This window comes from Paenibacillus sp. UNC217MF (assembly GCF_000686865.1).
Classification (GTDB): domain Bacteria; phylum Bacillota; class Bacilli; order Paenibacillales; family Paenibacillaceae; genus Paenibacillus_B; species Paenibacillus_B suaedae.
The window spans coordinates 183201-203452 of sequence record NZ_KK366028.1 but is presented as its reverse complement, the minus strand read 5'-3'; the positions used below and the strand labels follow the sequence as shown (position 1 = coordinate 203452).

14 protein-coding genes and 1 riboswitch are annotated in these 20252 nt (G+C 47.3%); of the genes, 3 read left to right on the top strand and 11 right to left on the bottom strand.

Annotation, left to right across the window (positions count from 1 at the left end):
- The first annotated feature begins 47 nt into the window (after nucleotides 1-47).
- On the top strand, nucleotides 48-2975 hold the full coding sequence (locus BP95_RS0122560; protein WP_028533305.1) for a DEAD/DEAH box helicase: 2928 nt from the start codon (nucleotides 48-50) through the stop codon (nucleotides 2973-2975).
- A 158-nt stretch (nucleotides 2976-3133) separates the two neighbouring features.
- Here BP95_RS0122560 and BP95_RS0122555 read toward each other — a convergent pair whose 3' ends face one another.
- From BP95_RS0122555 to rlmN, 11 genes are all read right to left on the bottom strand, one after another.
- Entirely contained in the window at nucleotides 3134-3874 is a 741-nt protein-coding gene (locus tag BP95_RS0122555; RefSeq protein ID WP_028533304.1) for a MerR family transcriptional regulator, read from the bottom strand.
- A gap of 339 nt (nucleotides 3875-4213) precedes the next feature.
- Nucleotides 4214-4438, bottom strand: coding sequence for a sulfurtransferase TusA family protein (locus BP95_RS0122550; RefSeq protein WP_021257395.1), 225 nt, complete (start codon nucleotides 4436-4438; stop codon nucleotides 4214-4216).
- A 12-nt stretch (nucleotides 4439-4450) separates the two neighbouring features.
- Nucleotides 4451-5518 (bottom strand): YeeE/YedE family protein, encoded by a 1068-nt coding sequence (locus tag BP95_RS0122545; protein ID WP_028533303.1) that lies wholly within the window; start codon nucleotides 5516-5518, stop codon nucleotides 4451-4453.
- 176 nt (nucleotides 5519-5694) lie between these two features.
- Complete coding sequence (locus BP95_RS0122540; protein WP_028533302.1) at nucleotides 5695-6450, bottom strand: class I SAM-dependent methyltransferase; 756 nt, start codon at nucleotides 6448-6450, stop codon at nucleotides 5695-5697.
- Between the two features lie 215 nt (nucleotides 6451-6665).
- The gene (locus tag BP95_RS0122535; protein ID WP_021257398.1) at nucleotides 6666-7340 is read right to left on the bottom strand and encodes a TerC family protein; all 675 of its coding nucleotides are present in this window, start codon (nucleotides 7338-7340) and stop codon (nucleotides 6666-6668) included.
- A 364-nt stretch (nucleotides 7341-7704) separates the two neighbouring features.
- Complete coding sequence (locus BP95_RS0122530; protein WP_051614179.1) at nucleotides 7705-8364, bottom strand: ECF transporter S component; 660 nt, start codon at nucleotides 8362-8364, stop codon at nucleotides 7705-7707.
- A gap of 23 nt (nucleotides 8365-8387) precedes the next feature.
- On the bottom strand, nucleotides 8388-10061 hold the full coding sequence (locus BP95_RS0122525) for an ABC transporter ATP-binding protein (protein WP_028533300.1): 1674 nt from the start codon (nucleotides 10059-10061) through the stop codon (nucleotides 8388-8390).
- Nucleotides 10034-10921 (bottom strand): energy-coupling factor transporter transmembrane component T, encoded by an 888-nt coding sequence (locus BP95_RS0122520; RefSeq protein WP_021257401.1) that lies wholly within the window; start codon nucleotides 10919-10921, stop codon nucleotides 10034-10036. Before BP95_RS0122520 ends, BP95_RS0122525 begins: the two co-directional genes overlap by 28 nt.
- Entirely contained in the window at nucleotides 10922-11920 is a 999-nt protein-coding gene (locus tag BP95_RS32110) for a DUF4430 domain-containing protein (protein ID WP_021257402.1), read from the bottom strand.
- A gap of 109 nt (nucleotides 11921-12029) precedes the next feature.
- A complete protein-coding gene (locus BP95_RS32105; protein WP_155987343.1) occupies nucleotides 12030-17441 on the bottom strand; it encodes a DUF4430 domain-containing protein in 5412 nt (1803 codons plus the stop codon).
- Between the two features lie 159 nt (nucleotides 17442-17600).
- A riboswitch (cobalamin riboswitch) is annotated at nucleotides 17601-17793 on the bottom strand.
- 134 nt (nucleotides 17794-17927) lie between these two features.
- A complete protein-coding gene (rlmN, locus tag BP95_RS0122505; RefSeq protein WP_028533299.1) occupies nucleotides 17928-19025 on the bottom strand; it encodes a dual-specificity RNA methyltransferase RlmN in 1098 nt (365 codons plus the stop codon).
- Nucleotides 19026-19345: 320 nt separating this feature from the next.
- Between rlmN and BP95_RS31145 the strand changes: the two genes are divergently transcribed.
- On the top strand, nucleotides 19346-19942 hold the full coding sequence (locus tag BP95_RS31145) for a helix-turn-helix domain-containing protein (protein ID WP_231515173.1): 597 nt from the start codon (nucleotides 19346-19348) through the stop codon (nucleotides 19940-19942).
- On the top strand, nucleotides 19867-20226 hold the full coding sequence (locus BP95_RS34100; protein ID WP_331281229.1) for a GyrI-like domain-containing protein: 360 nt from the start codon (nucleotides 19867-19869) through the stop codon (nucleotides 20224-20226). The genes BP95_RS31145 and BP95_RS34100 overlap by 76 nt, the downstream gene beginning before the upstream one ends.
- Nucleotides 20227-20252: the final 26 nt, after the last annotated feature.

The window sequence follows — 20252 nt, the reverse complement described above, 5'->3', positions numbered from 1 at the left end:
TCACTTTATATATACTCATCTCACATATAGAAAGGAGAGCAGTGACTATGAATATGGAGTCGGGGAATGATCAGCTAGCCCAGCGAATACTCGGTTTATTTGACGATACTCCACTGAAATCAAGCCGTGTCCGCCCCTTATTCGATACCAGACAGCCGCTTGACGTAGAAATCACCTGCTTCCCGGTTTCATCAGGCAACGAGCAAGCCTTTTTGGCCGTTGAAATGAGGGTCGGGCCGCAGCGACGATATATCGTAAAGCATATTCGCGAATTGCTGCGGTGCATCGACCGCGGAGAATGCTATGTATTTTCAAGGCATTTCTCCTATGATCCGTCACTGCACTGCTTTCGTCCCGAGCATTTTGCCGTTATCCAACAGTTGATCGCGATTTACCGCAACGAAAATGTCTACCGGCACATGCCGCATTCCGCCATTCTTGCCAGGCAGGGCAACGATGAACGGATGCTGCTCATCCCCCCTTATTCGTGGGACGCCCTACTACCTGCCCTTCAACAAGCTCCTTCTGTGCTCCTTGCGCATGACGGATCAACATTTGAGGGACTTTCAGTTATAGATGAGCCTCTTCCAATACAGTTCAGGCTAGATGAGGCGGAAAAAGATGCCTACTGCATTGATGTACAAGGATTAGAACAAGTGACAGTGCTGGAGAGCTACGGAGCTGTCATCGCCAACGGGGCCTTTATTCCAACCCCGATTGAGCAATGCAAGCGGCTCTCCGACCTTAAGAAGACATTGGGCAGCGGTCGCCAGCAACGGATTCTTATATCACCTAATCAGATCGGTCCAATTATGGACAAGGTGGTTCCGGGCTTGCAAAAGCTCGGCAGCGTACGCGTAGCGCAAGCGATAGCAGATCGAGTCGTGCAGCCGGAACTGCAGGCGAAGCTGTATCTTGATCGCATTCGAGATCGCCTGCTTGCGGGGTTGGAATTCCACTACGGAGATATCTCCATTAATCCACTGGATCCGAATCGACACAAGCATACAGAGAATCGGATTCTGATGCGGAATACGGAAAAAGAGCAGCGAATACTAGAAATTATGGAGCAATCGCCCTTTGTAAAGACGGAAGGCGGATACTTCTTGGATGATGAGGATGCCGAATATAATTTCATGTATCATGTCGTTCCCCAACTGCAGCGAATCCTGCACATCTATGCAACATCAGCCGTAAAGGAGAGATTGTTCATCCCGAACGCTCCTCCCAAAATCTCAGTCAATGTGGACGAACGTATCGATTGGCTTGAATTCAAGTTTGAGATGGATGGAATATCAGAAGCAGAAATACGAAGGCTGCTCAAAGCAATCGAGGAAAAACGGCGCTACTATCGAATGGCAAACGGCGCGCTCATGCCGCTTGAAAGCGAACAGTTCCAAGAGATCATTCGCTTCATGAATGAGGTGGGCCTTCGTCAGGGGGAGGCTTCAGGAGCAGAGTTCCGTATCCCTGTTATGCGCGGGCTGCATCTTATCGACTCTCAGGGAGAGCGGCAAGCCGTACGATTCGGCAGATCCTTCCGAAAGCTGCTGGAGAATTTGCGCAACCCGGATCATTTGGAATTCCCCGTCCCGGACAGTCTGGTTCATGTGCTTCGGGAATATCAGGCATATGGGTTCCAGTGGCTGAAGACACTTGCCCACTATCACTTCGGCGGTATTCTGGCGGATGATATGGGCCTTGGCAAGACCTTGCAAAGCATCGCCTTCATGGTGTCTGTTCTACCGGACATTCAAAAGCGGCAGCTTCCTGCGCTCGTCGTCTGCCCAGCGTCGCTCATGTATAATTGGCGCAACGAATTCACGCGCTTCGCGCCATCGGTTCGCACCATCATTGCTGACGGGAACAGGGCGGAACGCATTCGCAAGCTGAATCATCTTGAGCGAGTCGATGTTATCATTACGTCCTACCCGCTGCTGCGCAGAGATATTGAATGGTATGCTAAGCACTCTTTCCACACGCTCATTCTGGATGAAGCGCAAGCGTTCAAAAATTACGCGACTCAGACGGCCCAGTCTGTTAAGGCTCTCCAGGCCGAGTACTGCTTCGCGCTTACCGGAACGCCAGTAGAGAATTCGCTAGAGGAGCTATGGTCCATTTACGATACTGTGTTTCCCGGATTGTTCCCTGGGAGAAAGGAGTTCACCGACCTTCCGCGTGACGTCGTAGCGAAGCGCTCCCGCCCATTCCTGCTGCGGAGATTGAAGACAGATGTATTGCAGGAACTGCCAGAGAAGATCGAATCCCTTCAGGCATCAGAGCTGCTGCCTGAGCAGAAGAAGTTGTATATCGCTTACTTAGCCAAGCTGCAGAAGGATGCCTTGAAGCATCTGGATGAAGATGGGTTCCAGAAGAGTCGAATCAAGATTTTGGCTGGGATTACACGGCTTCGCCAGCTCTGCTGCCACCCTGGCTTGTTCATGGAAGACTATACTGGAAGCTCTGCAAAGTTCGAACAGCTGCTGGAGATTATCGCAGAAGCAAGAGAGGCAGGCAGAAGACCGCTTATCTTCTCCCAGTTCACAGAGATGCTCGCACTGATCAAGCGAGAGCTGGCGGAACAAGGAGTGTCCTACTTCTACTTGGACGGACAGACGCCGAGCGCTGAGCGAGTGGAGCTGTGCAGCCGATTCAATGCAGGTGAGCGCGACTTATTCTTGGCTTCCTTGAAGGCAGGAGGCACAGGATTGAACTTGACCGGGGCAGATACCGTTATTCTGTATGATCTCTGGTGGAATCCTGCCGTGGAGCAGCAAGCAGCCGATCGCGCCCATCGGATTGGGCAGAAGCAGGTTGTGCAGGTCATCCGCCTTGTTGCACAAGGAACGGTTGAGGACAAGATGTATGAGATTCAACAGCGGAAGAAGAACTTAATCGAAGAGGTCATCCAGCCGGGAGAAGAAGCGATATCTGCCCTAACCGAGCAGGATATCCGTGATATCTTGAATCTATAGAGGCAGCTGCTCAAAAATCTATAGAGCCATCAGTTCGATTATATAAAAGCACCCGCTACTGATATAAACGAATTAGCCCCTAGCTGCGTACAGCAACTAGGGGCAATCTTTCGCTCATTCTTGCTCTTTCCCTCGTATTTCGTACAAAGCTGCAATGACTATTCGTTTATTCGATCTGCGAAGATTGCCATTGCATCGCGCATGAACACGGCAAGGCCCTCACCGAACTTGTCGATATTTTTGGTGAATCGAGCGTCATCTACATACATTTGCCCCAGTCCCTTGAAGGCTTCAGGAGAGTAGTTGCTCATTGTATTCAAGAAGTCATACCATTGTTTGATCCCTGCCTGCGCTTCTTCTGAATCCGGCGCAGTTCCATGCAGTTCTGCCAGATGGAAGTATATCGCATTCATCTTCTCTCCCATGGAGGTCTGCTCCTCTTTCGTCATATTCCCAACCTTGGCATTGGACGCGTCAACAGTCTTATCTCCCCACCGCTTGCGTGCTTCTTGCTCATATGGATTATGACTGAAGTCGAAGCCTTGAAACTTCTCTTTGTTCGTCATGTGAATTTCTCCTTTTCGATGTAGTATCGTCTTATCCAGCGTCTCCAGCATGACATCCAGGCGCTTGCGCTTCTCTTGCAGCATACTGCGGTGCAGTTCGAGCGCTTCTGTCTGATCGAATGTTGGGCTGTGAATAATGTCTTTAATCTTTTTCAATGGGAAGCCCAGCTCTCGAAAGAACAAGATTTGCTGAAGCATAGCCAGCTCCTCATCTGAATACTGTCTGTAACCCGCATCCGTAACTTGAGCTGGGGACAGAAGTCCGATTTCGTCATAATGGTGCAAGGTACGCACGCTAATGCCGACAATGTCCGCCACTTCTTTTACTCTCATGATTGCCATGTAACCTCCCTTCAACAACTACTATAAAGTATCACGTAACGTGAGAGTCAATTTATATTTATTGTTTTTCAAGCTTAATTTCCTCCTATTTTTCGTTCCAACCATGGATCTGGAAGTTTAGAGTGCTTGAAGTGGATACATACCCAAAATGCCCAGATTAAGATATGTACAAGCTTTCCTAGAGCCATCAAAAATCGGGAATCAATAAAAGGTCGAGTCAGGACTCTCTTTGTCCCCAACTCGACCTTTTTGCTTTATGTCAACTCTCTTTAGTTCGCTGCATGAAGCGGCATCGTAAAGCTCTCCGCTACGGTTCGTCGATGTTCCCGGTTATTTTTTACGTACCGTAATCGTCCATGATGCATCGTCAATTTGTTCGTAGTTCGTTATCGTATGCCCGGCTTCGGCGGCCCAACGAGGAATGCTCTCCGTAGCTTGCGTGCAGTCGAAATCAATGACCAGCTCATCGCCACTGTTCAGTGATTGGATCGCCTCCTTCGCCTCGATTAACGGAAATGGACATACCATGCCCAGTACGGCTAATTTCGTTTTCATGTCATTCTCCTCCTATACGGTCTTTGCATGATAAGAAGCGCCTTGCTTACGACTTGCCTTGGTACGCGGCCGTACATATACGAAATACGAAGCCGTCCATGTACCCAAAATCATGAAAATGAGCGATATCCATCCTTGCCAAGTCATCATAGCCGTCATAACGAGCCCATTGCCAATTGAGCATCCTCCTGCCCAACTCGCTCCAAAGCCCATGAGAAGTCCCCCGCCGAAGCTGGATATAGCCGTCTTTGCATCCGGTGCCCGGAAGCGAAACTCGCGGCTTCCCTTCGCTGCCAGGAAAGAACCTGCAAAGATGCCAAGCACCAAGAAAACGCCCCAATTCACATACTTGGTACTATCGCCCGTCACCAGGTATTGCAACAGATTGGCTGATGGAGTCGTTATGCCAAGACCTGACATCCGTCCTGTCGCTTCGCTCAGCGGCCATGCGAGCAGCGCAATGATTCCTACAAGAGCAGCTGTAGCAAACGGATGCCAGCGCTTTTCGAACAATAGATGATTGATTCCTTTCCGTTTCGCTGGCAAGGTTGGAATCGCAACAGCAGGTTTACGCAGCTGCTTGCTAACAAGCCATAATGTCACGAGAGCGAGCACGACGATGAACGGCCATACGGACAATCCGAATGTATCCGGGATAGAATTATTCGGGGCGGCATACGCCTTTAGGCCATTGTTGACAGGCAGCAGCGCACCTGACTTCATAATGGCGCTCATCGCCATATATCCGAATAAGGCAATCCAACTTCCGATCAAGCCTTCCCCGGCACGATACCATGTTCCTGTCGCACAGCCTCCCGCCAAAATAATGCCGATGCCGAATATGAATGAGCCTACGATCGTGCTCAGCCATTGTAACGAGCCTGCCTTGAACTCCACCAAGCCAAGCTGGATGAGCGCAAATACGCCGATGCTCTGAACCGTGATGGCAATGAGCAGCGCATAGAACATCCGATTATCCTTCGCTAAATACATATCACGAAATCCACCTGTCAGGCAGAATCGGCCGCGCTGCATGACAAACCCGAGCAGTATCCCGCATAACAATCCAGTAATGATCATTTGTGCCAAATCGTATATCCCCCTTATTTATACCTAGTAATACAATAGGATTTATAAGTGATAATGATTCTATCATAATGTATGGCAGAGTCAATACCAAATATGACACAGACGCAAAAAAAGAGAGGTATTTCTCCTCTCTTATCTGAAGCAATATGCTATTCTTGGCTATTTCTCTACACTTCGCCCCAGAAGATTTCCGTCTCATAATCAAAGGATACAACGCCATTCTGCTGATTGCGTTCGAATATGCGGGCGAGCTCAGCCTTCATGGGTTCATAGTTCGGGTGGCCAGGCTCTGGTGCATACGAGGAGGACAGCAGTCTACCGGCGAGCTCCTCTTCGTTGAGCAATTGACTCATCGTGTACCTTGCCACCGTCATTTGATTCGGAGCGAAGAAGGCTGACAGCGCTTCTTCTGAAATGTTCTTGTGCTGCACCTTCTCATAATCCGTGCCATACCGCTGCAGCAGCTGCTCGTATTCCTCCAGAAATGGAGTCCCTTGTTGCAATCGTGAATTCCAAATCAGGACAACCTTACCGCCAGGCTTCAGGATGCGATGAAATTCAGCCCTGGCTGCGGCGCGATCGAACCAGTGAAATGCCTGCGCACATACGATATGATCGACGGAGTGATCGGGCAGTCCGGTCTCCTCTGCTGCCCCATCGGCTGCACGATAGTTCGCGATGCCGCCAAGCTCCTGCACAGCTGCCTCCCGCATCGGCTCATTCGGCTCAACTGCTACAACGCGACTTCCTTGGGCGAGCAGCAGCTTCGAAAACTTCCCTGTTCCTGCCCCAATATCCGCAATCTCGTCACCCGCTTGGAACCCCACTGTATCATACAAATACGACACAGCCTCCGCTGGATAACTTGGTCGGTATTTCACATACGCATCGACTCGAGTTGAAAATCGTTCCTTATTATCCATAACGATCACTCTCCTGTAGATATGAAATAAGAACATAAGCAAAGTCCATTGCGTTCCATCCAGTGGAATTAAGTTCCATTTTATTGTGTGGTTTTATTATACCGCAAAAGGTATCAGTCTGCATCACCCATTTACATCTGATTCCAGTAATAAGAAGAGCACCCCTGCTAGGGTGCTCAGATCGTCGTTTTCAGCTATGCAGTTGTTCGTTTTTATTAAGCGGCCTGCTTCACTTGCTTCTGCTTCTTCATTCTTCCTGCAGCCAATACACCGCCAATGATGACAACGATGAGGCCCCATTTCAGAACGGGGTTTTCTGTAAAGAATCCCTTCACTAATGGCTCATCTACAATCATTTTCGCTGCTGTCCAAGCCAAGACGCCTGCGCCGATATAGATGATAATCGGGAATCGCTCCACCCATTTAATAATAAGCGTGCTCCCCCATACCACGATAGGAACACTAATGAGCAAACCGAGTACGACAAGAATAAAATCACCATGCGCAGCACCCGCTACCGCGAGCACGTTATCCAGTCCCATAACCGTGTCTGCAATAATGATCGTCTTAATGGCTGCCCACAAGCTTCCAGCAGACCCGACATCATGGCTCTTCTCTTCCACAAGCAGCTTATACGCAATCCAGACGAGCAACACGCCGCCGGCTAAGAGCAGACCTGGTATTTTCAACAGCCATACTACAGCAAGCGTCAACAAGGAACGAAGCGCAATCGCTCCAAAAGTACCCCAGAATATGACCTTCTTCTGCTGTTCCTTCGGCAAGTTCCGAGCGGTTAACCCAATAACAATTGCATTATCCCCGGCCAGTACTAAATCAATAACCACAATCGCCATCAACGCGGACCAAAACTCTGGCGTAAAGAAATCCATAGTACCCTCTCCTCTTATCATGTCATGTATATCTTTTCTTCAATTGCGCACAATTATGAGAAATTTCCCTGGACAACCCCCCTAAAAAACAAAAATGGCCTTTACCGATCACGGTAAAGGCCATAAATAAAGACCTTTACCCTGTCGGTAAAGGTCTCGCTAACAATCGAAGTTGCCAACAAAGCCGGAGGATTATCCTCGTAATGACGACTTTATTGTAACAGCTACTCCCCTTTATAGATCCTATGTTAATCGAAGAAGGTGCAAGGGGTCAAGGTGTAAAATTACTAAATTTATGTATCGAACTGACTCTCAAAACATTGATTTAGGCTATAAGATGTGGATATCTCTGATCGCTCCCCATTTACTTGTCGTTCGAGGGCAATAATCCGTATTTCGTTTTCACCCGCAGCAGTATCTTGATCCATATCGCTGAGAAAATCGTAATGAAAAATACATTCGACAGCGCATGTGCTAAATCAAAATAAAAGCTAGCGACATAAGCGGATACGAATACCTTCCAGTTCAAATGATCATACATGCCGATCAAAAACCATAGATTCATAATCCAACCGAACAGGAATCCCCATGAGAACCCGAATATGTTCTTGCCCCACAAGCTCTTCATGAATCGTGTATTTCGCAGCAGGCCTGCCGTAAATCCAATCATCCCCCAACAGAACATCTGCCAAGGCGTCCAAGGCCCTTGTCCAAGGAACATGTTCGATACCACTGCGGCGATACTGCCTACGAGGAACCCTACCTCCGGTCCAAATACGAGCGCAGACATCATAATGACGAAGGATGTCGGCTGCACACTAGGCAGTGGCGCGAACGGCACGCGGCTCACAGCCGCAATCGCACCAAGCATCGCAATCAGCAGAATCTCTTCCGCCTTCATTGTCTTTCGCTCGAAGCGAATGAAGAAGGGCAGCATCGCGAGCCCGATCATCATAAAGCTCAGGGGCAAGTAGTACTTGTCCATCCATAAGACAACTGCCATTACGGCTACGGCCGCTGCCATACTTCCCACGTAGATCGTTCTTTTTAATTTCCCCATTGTTCCCATACATCCTTCACCGTGATCGCTTCGGGCAGAACATCTCCCACTGTGCGATGAATCGTTGTTGTATAGAAGTAGTTGCTCTGCAAGAAGGAGCGTGTGTCTTCTACTGCGACCATGGCGCCGTTGAATAACAAGCCACATCTTGATGCATAGCTGGCCGCGAACTCGATGTCATGACTGACCATGACAATTGTGGTGCCTCCCGCCCGTATCATTTCAAGCAATTCAGCCAACCGGTGCTTGGAAATAGGATCGAGTCCCTTCGTCGGCTCATCCAGCAGCAGCAGCTTCGGATCGGCCAATAAGACAAGCATGAGCGCTATTTTCTGCTGCTGCCCCCCGCTTATATCGAACGGATGCTTATCCATAATAGACTCGACGTCAAAGCGTGCTACGAGTTCATTCAGCTTCTCGATGCTGCTATGCTCGCTTAACCGCCTTAGCCGATCCATCAATTGCTCCCTCACCGTGTCTCTAGTGAAATAGAGCATCGGATTCTGTGCGACATACCCAATCATCCGACTTCGCTCTACTGTAGATTTCCGCAGCAAGGACTTGCCCGCATACAAGATGTCTCCTCGTTGAGGCTTATGTGCGCCCGCAATTTGCTGCAGCAAGGTGGACTTCCCAGATCCGTTGGCGCCAAGCAGGGCGAAGAATTCACCCTCATGAATCGATAGGGACAATCGCTTCAGGACGAGGGGAGCATTTTTGTCATAGGTAAAATACAGCTCTTTGCATGTTAACAATGGCTCTACTTGCTCCCAATCAACCTTCACAGATTCAGACAGGCTCTTCCCAGCAGCTTGCCGTTGTTCTTGCTTGCCAGCAAGCCATCTCCTTCCCTCTTTCACACTCATAGGTACAGCTCGGGCATCGCTGGCTTTCTCTATTTCCAAATAAAGCCGACCGATAGATGGAAGATACGGCAAAAATAATGCATCTTCATCCTTCCATATTTGCTTCATCACCTGATCAGGAGTGCCAAGATATGCAATTTGCCCCTGATTCAGCATGACAAGCTGCGTCGCATGGGGAACAACTTCTTCAATTCGGTGCTCACTGATTATAATCGTAAGGGAGAATTCTTCATTAATTCGGGAGAGCAATTGGATGAACTCTTTGGCTGCGATCGGATCAAGTTGAGCAGTAGGCTCATCCAGCAGCAGTACCCTCGGTCTTAATGTCATTACGGACGCCAAATTGACCAGCTGCTTTTGCCCGCCAGATAGCTCATGTATCGGTAGATGAAGCCATTCCTCCATACCAAAGAACTGTACGAGTTCCCCTACTCTTCGTTGCATTTGCGCGGTAGAATAGCCGAGATTCTCCATGCCAAAGGTCAATTCCTGCCACACCGTATTCATGACAATCTGATTGTCTGGATCTTGAAATACCATCCCGATTTCTTCAATGGATCGTCGCTCATCAAGTTGATCTAGACCAATTCCTCTATAATAAATACTGCCACTCCGATTGCCTTCCGGCCGTACTTCCCGCTTAAGCTGGCGAAGCAGTGTAGTTTTTCCTGATCCTGATGGGCCGCACAGCAGCACGAATTCTCCCTCTTCTATGGTGATGGTGATATGATCAAGCGTCTTCTCTGAACAATTGGGATACTGAAAACTTACATCTTCGATCTGATAGTGCGCCATAACAGCTCTTCCTTTCCGTTCATCACGATCGGGATGAAGATAAATACCAAGTAACATGCTGCATGCAGCCAAATCTGTGGCGACCACTCCAACGACTGCAGCCGTGGATACACTTGGAACCGATTAACGCCGAACAAGCCGCCAATCACAATATTGGCTCCTGTCACGACCATGATCCATGATACAAGGACATCCCTTTTGTCCATCTTGTAGGATACTGCACTCGTCCTCTTCCCAACGCCATATCCTCTCGCACGCATAGAGCTAGCTGTCTGAAGCGCTTCTTCCAGCGACCAGCTAATTAACGTATGCAGGGTCTCCATGCCTTCGCGCATAAAGTGCTTCTTGCTGGCTTTCGGATGCAGGTAACCAAGAACACGTTGAACCGTCATAATATGCTTCAGCCGTCTCGTCAACAGCGGCACAAAACGGAGGGTTACCGTAATGATAAAGGCCGTTCGCGGGGCGATTGGCGTTAATAGGTACAATAATTTCTCCGGCGTGATGACGAGATTGTAAGCGACAAATGCCAGCAGTATATTGAGCAGTGATAATGCGAATAGAGCACCATATATGATCGATTCCAATGTAATCGGACGGTCGAATACATACCATAGAATCGTAGCTCCACGACTAGAGAAGAAGGGATTGAGCAAGAAAATAATTATAGCCATAATTAAGTATCCCTTAATCCCCTTCTTGAGCAATCTCCCTCCATCCAAGGATAGATTCAATAGAACGATACTAAGTAAAGTAAGGACTGAATATACAGGATGCGTGAACATCATGCATGAGAGCAGCAGTACGGCAAAATATGCGAAACATAATCGCGGATGTAATGTGGAGAAGCCGTGTATCATTTAACTTTCCCCATCCCATAGTCCGTCGTCAGTACCCGCTCCTAAATCCTTGCCTAGATCCTCCGTATACAGCCATTGAATATGGTCTCCAGGATGAATCGGCCATACGCCTGCGCTGCGGTTGGGAAATTTACTATTAATGCTGTACATCCAGCCGCTCCCTGATCCCTTGTCGAACTCATATAAATTATCAATACCTTTTACATAAGCAGTTGCACCGGAACCGCTGAAGTCCATTTGAATCTTCTTAGCACGCGTCGCTTTTTTCAATACATCCATTACGGTTTCCGAATCGCCAATTTCGATTTCCTCTGTGCCCATGATCGTACCGACATCCGAGGATCCCACAATCGTAAGCTGCACGGTAGTAGTCTGTGGAGGCTTTGCATCTGGCTGAGAAGCAACTCCTTTGTTCGGTGTAGACTGTCCATCTTGCTTATTGCTGCCCTTGCTCTCCTTTTCGCCTGCATTCCCCTTGCTCTCTTTTGCAGAAGGAGACGTGCCAGAAGGTTTTTTATCCTTTGGAGTTACATCCGATTTCACAGAAGACTCCGTTGCTTTACTTACGATGCTTTTTCCCTGCGTTGTTTCAGTAACCTGATTTTTCTGTTGGCCTTTCTCCTTCGCCGATTCTTTACTTGTAGTAGACGGATCAGAGCGTGTGTCCTTGTGATCTGGGTTATCCGTGTCTCCTGTTTTGCTTCCTATGCCCTGCACTGTATCAGACTTGGGATCAGCTGTTGCTTGAGGCAACGATTCTGGATTCCCTTGATCCTGCTTCTGTTCGGATAGATTAGCAGTCTCACTTGCCAGATCCTTAGAGGCTTGGCTCGGGTGCTCTTGCTCTTGTGCCGTTGTATGACCAGCCAGCCTCTCATCCTTCGGCTGACTGCCATTTCCGCCATATATCCATACCGTGGCAATTACAATGGCCAGTACTGCCAGTCCAGCTATCCATCTCTGTTTGTTGCGCTTTATCCACGCAAACCATTCGGACATGTCCTCACCTCTATGCCATGCATACTCGTTGATGATGCAAGCTTGCTATCATGTAGTTCCGCTCATACGGAAAGAAGGAGATTGCTCTCCTTCTTTCTGATCGTGCAAATTATTGAATGCCGTGCAGTCTTACCATGACAACAGCAGCCATTTCCCGTGTCACATGAAGCTGTGGTTTAAAGTAACCGTCCTCACCCGACATCAGACCTGCTTGATAGGCATATTTGACGTAGGGCAATGCCCACTCAGCTACTTGCTGTTGATCTTTCGGTCCTGCCAATGAATCTGCATCCTTCGGAAGACCCTTCATTCGTACGAGCATAGCTGCCATCTCTTGTCTCGAAATCGCCTGGTTCGGTGCAAATTTATTTGCCGAAACACCCGAAATCAGACCTTTTTCTTTCGCAGTGGCAACATATCCTGCATACCAAGACGAAGCACTTACATCGGTAAATCCTGAATCTGTGCCTTGTGGCTGTAAACCAGCAAATTTCACGATCAATGCCGCGAACTCAGCCCGACTTAATTCCCGCTTCGGTTCAAATTGGGATGCGTCCTTATCTTTACCCGTACCCTGCATAAACCCGAGTTCCGTCGCTTTATGGACTGCTTCTTTTGCCCAAGCAGAAATGGAGGCATCGTCTGTGTACGTTATTTTCTCATCCTTTGGCTTCTGCGTGCCCGTTGATGCGGCGTCCGTCATCACATACAGGCTTGTTCGATTCGTCAACACGCGATCATAGGCTGTCAGCGCAAGCAATGCTTGCTGTGTTGCCATATAATTGCTCGCTTCGCCTCGTGAATGCGCAAATCCGCCGTCTGTATTGAAATACGTGCGCAGTGCTTTCAGCAAATCCCCATCCTTCTTCACGAATCGCTTGTCTTCCAAGTCAATTCCAAGACCAGACAGCGCAATAATCACCTGCGAGATGCTCTCACTCGTTTCAACACCCCATGCTTTAAATCCGCCGTTAGCGAGTTGTTGCGAAGACAACCAAGACAATGCCTTATCTGTGGCTGCTTTGACCTCTTTGCGATCTTGATATTTCGCCAATGCTTGCAGTGACATAGCAGTCATATCGATGTCGCTCACAGCATTAGACTCTTTGCTAAGCGGGAACCCGCCGTCTGAATTTTGTTGAGCAAGTAATTGCTGAATCAGCTTATCCCTTGTCCAGAGTGCATCGTTTGGAACAACTGTTTTGTTCGCATCCAAGGCTAATAAAGCAAACACAAGACCGTTCGTTCCTTGATTTGTCATGCGCCCATTATTATAGATTTTCTCTAAGAGGTTGAAGCCTGCTACATTACTTGGATCCTTGCCGATTGCCGTAACAGCCAAAGCCATGCGTTCATAGTCAGTAACTAATCGGAATTCTCCTTTTTTCTCTTTTACATAGTTTTCTAGAATCGCGTAATACGTAGAAGGAACTTTCTTACCTGAACGAGCCAGCGCCATGACGTCCCAATCATTAAAGTTGTCTTGAACGGTGAATTTGCGGTTGCTTAGTATCCATGCTGAAGCACCGTCAATAAGGCTCTTAAGCTTAGCAGACTCTTCTACCTGCTTCGGTGTAAGCGCGCCACCGCCCGTTCCTGCCCCCCCTGGGTGAACTGGCAATCCAGGTTTTCCTGGGGTTTCTGTACCTCCATCAAATTTATTGCCGACGTCTTTACCCAAGTTCGTCGTATACTGCCAACGAAGGACATCGCCCTTCTTCAGGTTATAGATACCAGCGCTATAGTTCGGGAACTTGCCGTTTACAGAGTACACCCAACCGCTTTCGGGACCTTTATCGAACTCTCCCAAGTCGTCGATAGCTTTAACATAAAGCGTAGGCCCCGAACCTGTGTAATCGATAGAAATGCCTTTTTGGTCGACTGCTCTCTTCATTGCTGTAAAGGCCGTTTCTCCATCCTGAAGTTCTACGCGCACTGGTGCTATAATATCGCCTTCGCCAATTGTGCGCTTTTCAACTGATAGCGTAATTGTGTTAGTGGTTGGAGGGTTGTCAACGCCCCCATTGCCCGCATCATCTTTGACCTTAGTACGATAAGTTACGAACTCAGTAAAGTGCGTCGTTTTAACAATTAAATTTCCGTCTTGAACGTATGAATAAACCTCGTCTTTTCGTGCCGATGAATCACTATATTTCGGGATTGGGGTAAATACCCCACTTGCATTAACAAATCCTGCTTCTTGATTCGTCTGACCCTTAAATGTAAGAGTGACATGCTTACTGAATTGAATATGCTGATCACCGCCGACTTTTACACGGGAATCAATTTGAGAAGTCTCTTTGTTATTCAATGACAGTTCAGCATTGATTTTAGCTAGCAGCGTACTCTCGTTCGTTTCCAAACTCCGTGGCATTTCCAATTCATTATTCCAAGGAGAGGTAATTTCAGTGCCGCTATCAATATTCAAGTTGGCAATTGTATGATTCGCCAGAATTTTAGGAAGTTCTGCCGCTCTGAATTCTAATGTCAACTTTTGTGAGGAAAGCATGTTTTGCTCCGTTCCCACAAGAACTTCCTTGGTATGTTCATTTAACTGAAAATGAGAATCCCCTGATGGTAATCCACCAATATCAAGCCCTAAATTACAGGTGAAACTCCATTGAAGGACATCCCCATCAACCAGCTTATGCTTGTTTGCACTGTGAGCATAGAACTTTTGATTAACGGAGTACATCCACCCACTGTTAGATCCTTTATCGGACACACCTAGGTCAGCTATAGACAGTACAGAAAGCGAGTCCCCTGACCCCGCATATTGTAAAGATATCCCCTTCTCCTTTAGCAGTCTCTCCAATACGGTAAACGCTGTATCATCCTTGAATAGGGGTACAGAAATAGGAGTAATAATGTCCCCTTCCCCAATAGAATGTTTCTCGACAGAGAGTGTTACTGAGCCAGTTACCGGTGGATCAACGACTCCTCCATTGCCGTTATCTCCGCCGGGTGTATCTTTTATTTTTGCGATATATGCTAGAAACTCACCCAATTGCTTAGTCTTAATGACTAGGTCGCCTACACTATTGGCATATGAATAGAACTCATCATATCTAAGCAACTCATCATCATATTTAGGAATGATTACGATTGATCCGTTGGCATCCATGAGCGCTGCTTCTTTATTGCCTTGCCCCTTCAAAGTAAGGGTTGCATGCTTATCAACATGAATATCTTGATCGCCGCCAAGCTTAATACGGGAATCAATTTCTGTTGCCTCTTTGTTATAAGGGGACAAGCCTTCATTCAGCCTAGAAAGTAAAATATCACCGCTTCCACTTAAAATTCTAGGCAATTCGAGCTTTCGATCCCATGAAGAAATTACAAATGTACTCGGTTGGATTTCTAAATATGTACTGCTCGTAACGGAAGCTACATGGGGCAGCTCATCCTTTGAAAATACAAGTGTCACTTTATTTTCTGAAAGAGGTTCCTGTTCCGACCCCACATTTACCGTGGTTTCGTTCTCACCTACTACAATTGTCTTGTCTCCAGACGGGCTTGGATCGTTTATCGAACCAATATCCTTACCCATATCTGTCGTGTACTGCCAACGGAGAACGTCCCCGTCCTTCAATGTATATATCCCCGCGCTATAATTCGGAAATACCCCATTTACGGAATACATCCAGCCGCTTAACGGCCCCTCATCAAATTCCCAAAGTGGATCAATGCCTTTGATATAAACCGATTTGCCTGAACCACTATAGTCAAAGTCAATGTTTCGATCCTCGAGTTCTCTTTTTAAAGCTGTGAAGGCTGTATCTCCTTCATACAATGGTATTGCTACAGGTGCAATGATATCTCCTTGACCGACGGTTCTAATCTCTACGGACAATGTGGCAGTCCCAATCGATTTAGGAATTTCCAAGCTAACTACCAATCCATTGCTTTCCTCTTGTCCCGTTACGGCAGCTCCAAGAGCTTGAACCGTTAGGTCGCCAGTAACAGCACGGCCTTCAAATACAAGCTTTGCTTTTTGACTATTAAGAAGTGAAACTGATTTTAGTTTCAGTCCAGTCGTTCCTGGCTTTACGAGCCAACTGTCAATCTGCGACGCTTGGAGCGTAAAGGTATCCCCCGCGAGCTGCACTTCGACCGTCGGATTTACGGCACCCTGTTGAATAGAAGAGACTGTAGAAATCATTGGTTGGCGACCATAGTAGAAGTAGAGATTATCGCCATCTTTTATCTCGTATGCGCCTGCCCCTACAGATGAAACATTCCCATTCACCTTGTATTTCCAACTATCGCTGCCGCCTAGCTTTCCTTCATTTTGTCCAGCAACAGAAGTTAGTCTTGCTTGATCCCCATTCCCCGAAGTGAGGTAGGGAATTGGTGGATTAACTTGATCCAGCGCTAACTTTAATACATCCAACGCAGTGTGCTTTTTAATGGTCGCATCCAAGGAAATTAGGTTAGGTTGATAAATGACATCTTCAATCCCCTTGACACTTACCTGCACATTAATCTGTGATTGATCCGGTGGAAGTTTCACTTCCGCGAGGCGACTCCATACCGATTTTCCATGCTTGATATCGAGCAATGCAACAAGAGCCTGCTCGGTGGACATCCGGTTTGTAGCGTTATCCGTTACTTTCCATTTAAATGATCCACTATTTTGTTGAAAACGTGCATATGCATCAATAACTGTGTTGCCGGAATTTTGCCACTTTGCTGACAAGACATCATCGCCTGCAGCAACCAATCCCGATACGGATGTAGATAAGCTATTGGAATTATCTCCGGATCCCCATGTACCAACGGAATCAAACCCTCCGTTGTCCAATTGGCGGTTTTTCAACAATTCCTTAGCTCGTTCAATTGCCGCATCTACCGCGCTCTGTCCTTGGTATTGACCAAGTGCAAGCAGCGCCATACCAGTAATGTCAGTATCACCCGAGCTTCCAGTAGCTGACAGTCCATAACCTCCGTCAGCATATTGTGCTTTAAGCAGATAATCGAGTGCTTTTTGCTTGGATGCGGCATTCCATGATCCCATATCCTGACCAAGCTTTTCACCGGCGCTTAAGGCAATCATTGCCCAAATGTGTTTATTGACTCCACCGATAGCACCCGTTGCTGGATCTTGCTGAGCTGCCAGCTCCGCCCACAGATTCCGGTTCGTTTCCCAAGCGTGAGCCGGATTCTTTCCTAACGCAAGTAAGCCATAAATATATCGAATATGATCGGTGCCTCCTGCATTTGGACGAAGTCTTGGCTCTTTTGTTTCCCATTTAGGTAATCTCCAAGTCCCATCATGCAAATCTTGACCCGCGCTCCACAGAGCAACAAGCTCCCACCATGAATCACTTACAGCATCTTGATTAGAAGCATCATTATAATAATCTTTATAGTATTGAACTGTATGTTCAATCATGTTATTTAGTTGTGTATTACCCTGCCCACTAGCCGCTCTTATGACTTGTGGCTGTACAAGAGATAACAACAACACGATACTTAGTAATGCAGACAAGCTCTTCTTCAACATTCTGTTCGTAATCATCTTCAATGTCTGATCTCCTTAATATGTCGATATGAAGGCAATAAAAAAACACCTTTCCATGTTAGAAAGATGTTAGGTAACCACTTCGGTGCAGCTAAATACACTAGTAATCTCCTACTAGCAGCACGAATAAACATCCCCCTCCCATCCTCGTGAGAAATATAGAGCACTTATATGGCAGGTCTCCTGGCTTCGCATCATCGCTCGACAATCTACCTTCCCGTTAACTCAGTTAACAGTGGATAAAAGCCTTGATTGTCAGCTCTGCGTTACAGTGGCGGGACCGCGTCGAACTCGCATCGACTTCCCTATTAAGCTGCGCGTGCACAGCACCATATAAACTATTTCTATGTAATTGCGATAAGAATACGTGGTTTTATTGTAGCAAAATTTAGCATGACGGACAAAGAACTTTCTCATAGACAGCACGAAAAAAAGCGCCCTACCCATTGGTAGGTACGCCTTTTGTTGACTACAAAATGTTATTTAGCTCATAGCTGCCTGATCGGCACCAGCACCGCTTTCTTTCTTAATCTGCTTGCTGCGAAGCTGGCCACAAGCTGCATCAATGTCTGTACCATGCTCCAACCGTACACTGCAGCTAATGTCCTTTTTCTTCATGACATCATAGAAGCCACGAATCGACTCCTGCTCGCTGCGCTGATACTGGCTGTGCTCATCAACAGGGTTGTACGGAATCAGGTTCACATTGACCTCGTCCTGCATCTTCCACTCTTGAATCAGCTGCACCAACTCAAGTGCGTGCTCCTGCTGATCGTTCACGTCCTTCAGCAAAATATATTCCAGCGTCACCCGTTGGTTTGTCGTGTTGATGAAGTACCGAATCGCCTCCATCACCTTTGCAATCGGAATGGCGCGGTTAATCTTCATAATGCGCGTGCGAAGCTCATCATTCGGCGCATGCAAGGACAGGGCCAAGTTCACCCGCAGATTAATATCTGCGAAGTCTTTAATCTTATTCGCCAATCCGCTCGTCGATACCGTAATTCGTCTCGCTCCAATTGCCAGACCTTTATGGTCGGTAACAACCCGCAAGAAGTCTACGATATTCTCAAAGTTATCGAATGGCTCTCCGATACCCATTACGACGATATGGCTGACCAGATCACCCTCACCCACTGCATCCAAATGGTGCTGAACCTTCATAATCTGCTCCACAATCTCGCCGCTCGACAAGTCGCGGCTCTTCGCCAGCAGTCCGCTCGCACAGAAGCTGCAGCCGATGTTGCAGCCAACCTGAGTCGTCACACATACCGACAGCCCGAATTTGTGTCTCATCAACACGGTCTCAATCAAGTTGCCATCCTGCAGCTTGAACAAGAACTTGATTGTGCCGTCAGCCGATTGCTGCTTCACATGCTCGTTAAGCGTATGAATAACGAAGTGTTCGGACAGCAGTGCTACGCTGGCTTCATTTACTTCTGTCATATCAGCGAAATCCTTGACCCGCTTGCGATATAGATAATCCCATATTTGGGATGCCCGTGACTTCTTATGTCCCCGCTCCTCTAACCAAGCGGCCAACTGATCCAATGTTAATCCATAGATGGATTGCTTATTCATCTAGTGCCCTCTTTTCAACACGTCAAGATTCTGTCTTACTTGCTTATAAGTGCTTTTAAAAATAGTTCAAAAAGGTCGCAGCGGACTTTTTGAACTTCCTCTATAATCTGATTATTATTGTCCCAGAACTTTTGAAATATAACAAGAGTCTTTCCCGTTATAGGCAATAAGCAATTGTTTTCATAGAGCACGGCGAACGCCAACAGGTATAATTAGCGCTATCATGTACCACTAAGAATGGCCGACATATCCGGCACACAAAGACAGGACATACATGCGTCACAACGATACACTGAATGCAGGAAAGGAGGCGAAGGAATATGGAGGCACTCATCATGCTGCGCAACGCAATTGATTATATAGAGGAGCATCTGCACACCGAGCTTGATATCGATGCTATTGCCCGTTCGGCGCTGTCATCCCGGTATCATTTCCAACGGATGTTCCATGCCCTAACGAGCTTTACCGTTACAGAGTATATTCGCAATCGGCGGTTAACACTTGCAGCAGAAGAATTGGCGGGATCGGATAGTAAAGTAATTGATGTTGCATTCAAATACGGGTATGAATCACCCGAAGCCTTCTCCAAGGCATTTCAACGTTTACATGGGGTAACGCCTTCTGCAGCCAAGAAAACGGATGTAAAGCTGAAGTCCTTCGCTCCAATCTCCTTTCACATTCAAATCAAAGGGGAGTCTGCATTGAACTATCGCATGATGGAAGAAGTCGAATCTACGGTCATTGGGAAAAGTATCACCATCCATAACGATCCCTACAAAGAAATTCCTGAATTCGTTCAACGAATTTGGAATGATGGCACGCATGATCGAATAAACGAGATATTGGGTCACCCGCACACAATCTGCTCTACGGGTATTTTTATGACTTTGAAGAGGATGGAACGAAGCGCTATCTGATGGGATATGACCTTCCCGAGGGACAAGGAGTTCCTTCAGAATATGATGTGCTGCATATCCCTGCTATCACTTACGCCGTATTTGAAAGTCGGGAAACGTTAACGGACGAGCCGGACTCCGGTCAGGAAATTCAGAATGTATGGCGACGGATCTATTCTGAGTGGTTCCCTTCCACAAATTTCGAGCAGGTAGAGGGTCCTTGTATTGAAAAATTTTACTGGGTGGATGATCATAGAGTTGAGTCGATTTGTGAGGTGTGGATCCCGGTAAGGAGAAAGAAATAAACCTATCTCTCAAGCGCATACGGTCT

Coding starts and splice junctions, on each gene's coding strand:
- BP95_RS0122530 (WP_051614179.1), bottom strand. CDS start 8,364: ATGGCAGCGGCCGTAGCCGTAATGGCAGTTGTCTTATGGATGGACAAG.
- BP95_RS0122520 (WP_021257401.1), bottom strand. CDS start 10,921: ATGATACACGGCTTCTCCACATTACATCCGCGATTATGTTTCGCATAT.
- BP95_RS0122555 (WP_028533304.1), bottom strand. CDS start 3,874: ATGAGAGTAAAAGAAGTGGCGGACATTGTCGGCATTAGCGTGCGTACC.
- BP95_RS32105 (WP_155987343.1), bottom strand. CDS start 17,441: ATGATTACGAACAGAATGTTGAAGAAGAGCTTGTCTGCATTACTAAGT.
- BP95_RS0122550 (WP_021257395.1), bottom strand. CDS start 4,438: ATGAAAACGAAATTAGCCGTACTGGGCATGGTATGTCCATTTCCGTTA.
- BP95_RS0122560 (WP_028533305.1), top strand. CDS start 48: ATGAATATGGAGTCGGGGAATGATCAGCTAGCCCAGCGAATACTCGGT.
- BP95_RS31145 (WP_231515173.1), top strand. CDS start 19,346: ATGGAGGCACTCATCATGCTGCGCAACGCAATTGATTATATAGAGGAG.
- BP95_RS0122535 (WP_021257398.1), bottom strand. CDS start 7,340: ATGGATTTCTTTACGCCAGAGTTTTGGTCCGCGTTGATGGCGATTGTG.
- BP95_RS32110 (WP_021257402.1), bottom strand. CDS start 11,920: ATGTCCGAATGGTTTGCGTGGATAAAGCGCAACAAACAGAGATGGATA.
- rlmN (WP_028533299.1), bottom strand. CDS start 19,025: ATGAATAAGCAATCCATCTATGGATTAACATTGGATCAGTTGGCCGCT.
- BP95_RS0122525 (WP_028533300.1), bottom strand. CDS start 10,061: ATGGCGCACTATCAGATCGAAGATGTAAGTTTTCAGTATCCCAATTGT.
- BP95_RS0122540 (WP_028533302.1), bottom strand. CDS start 6,450: ATGGATAATAAGGAACGATTTTCAACTCGAGTCGATGCGTATGTGAAA.
- BP95_RS0122545 (WP_028533303.1), bottom strand. CDS start 5,518: ATGATCATTACTGGATTGTTATGCGGGATACTGCTCGGGTTTGTCATG.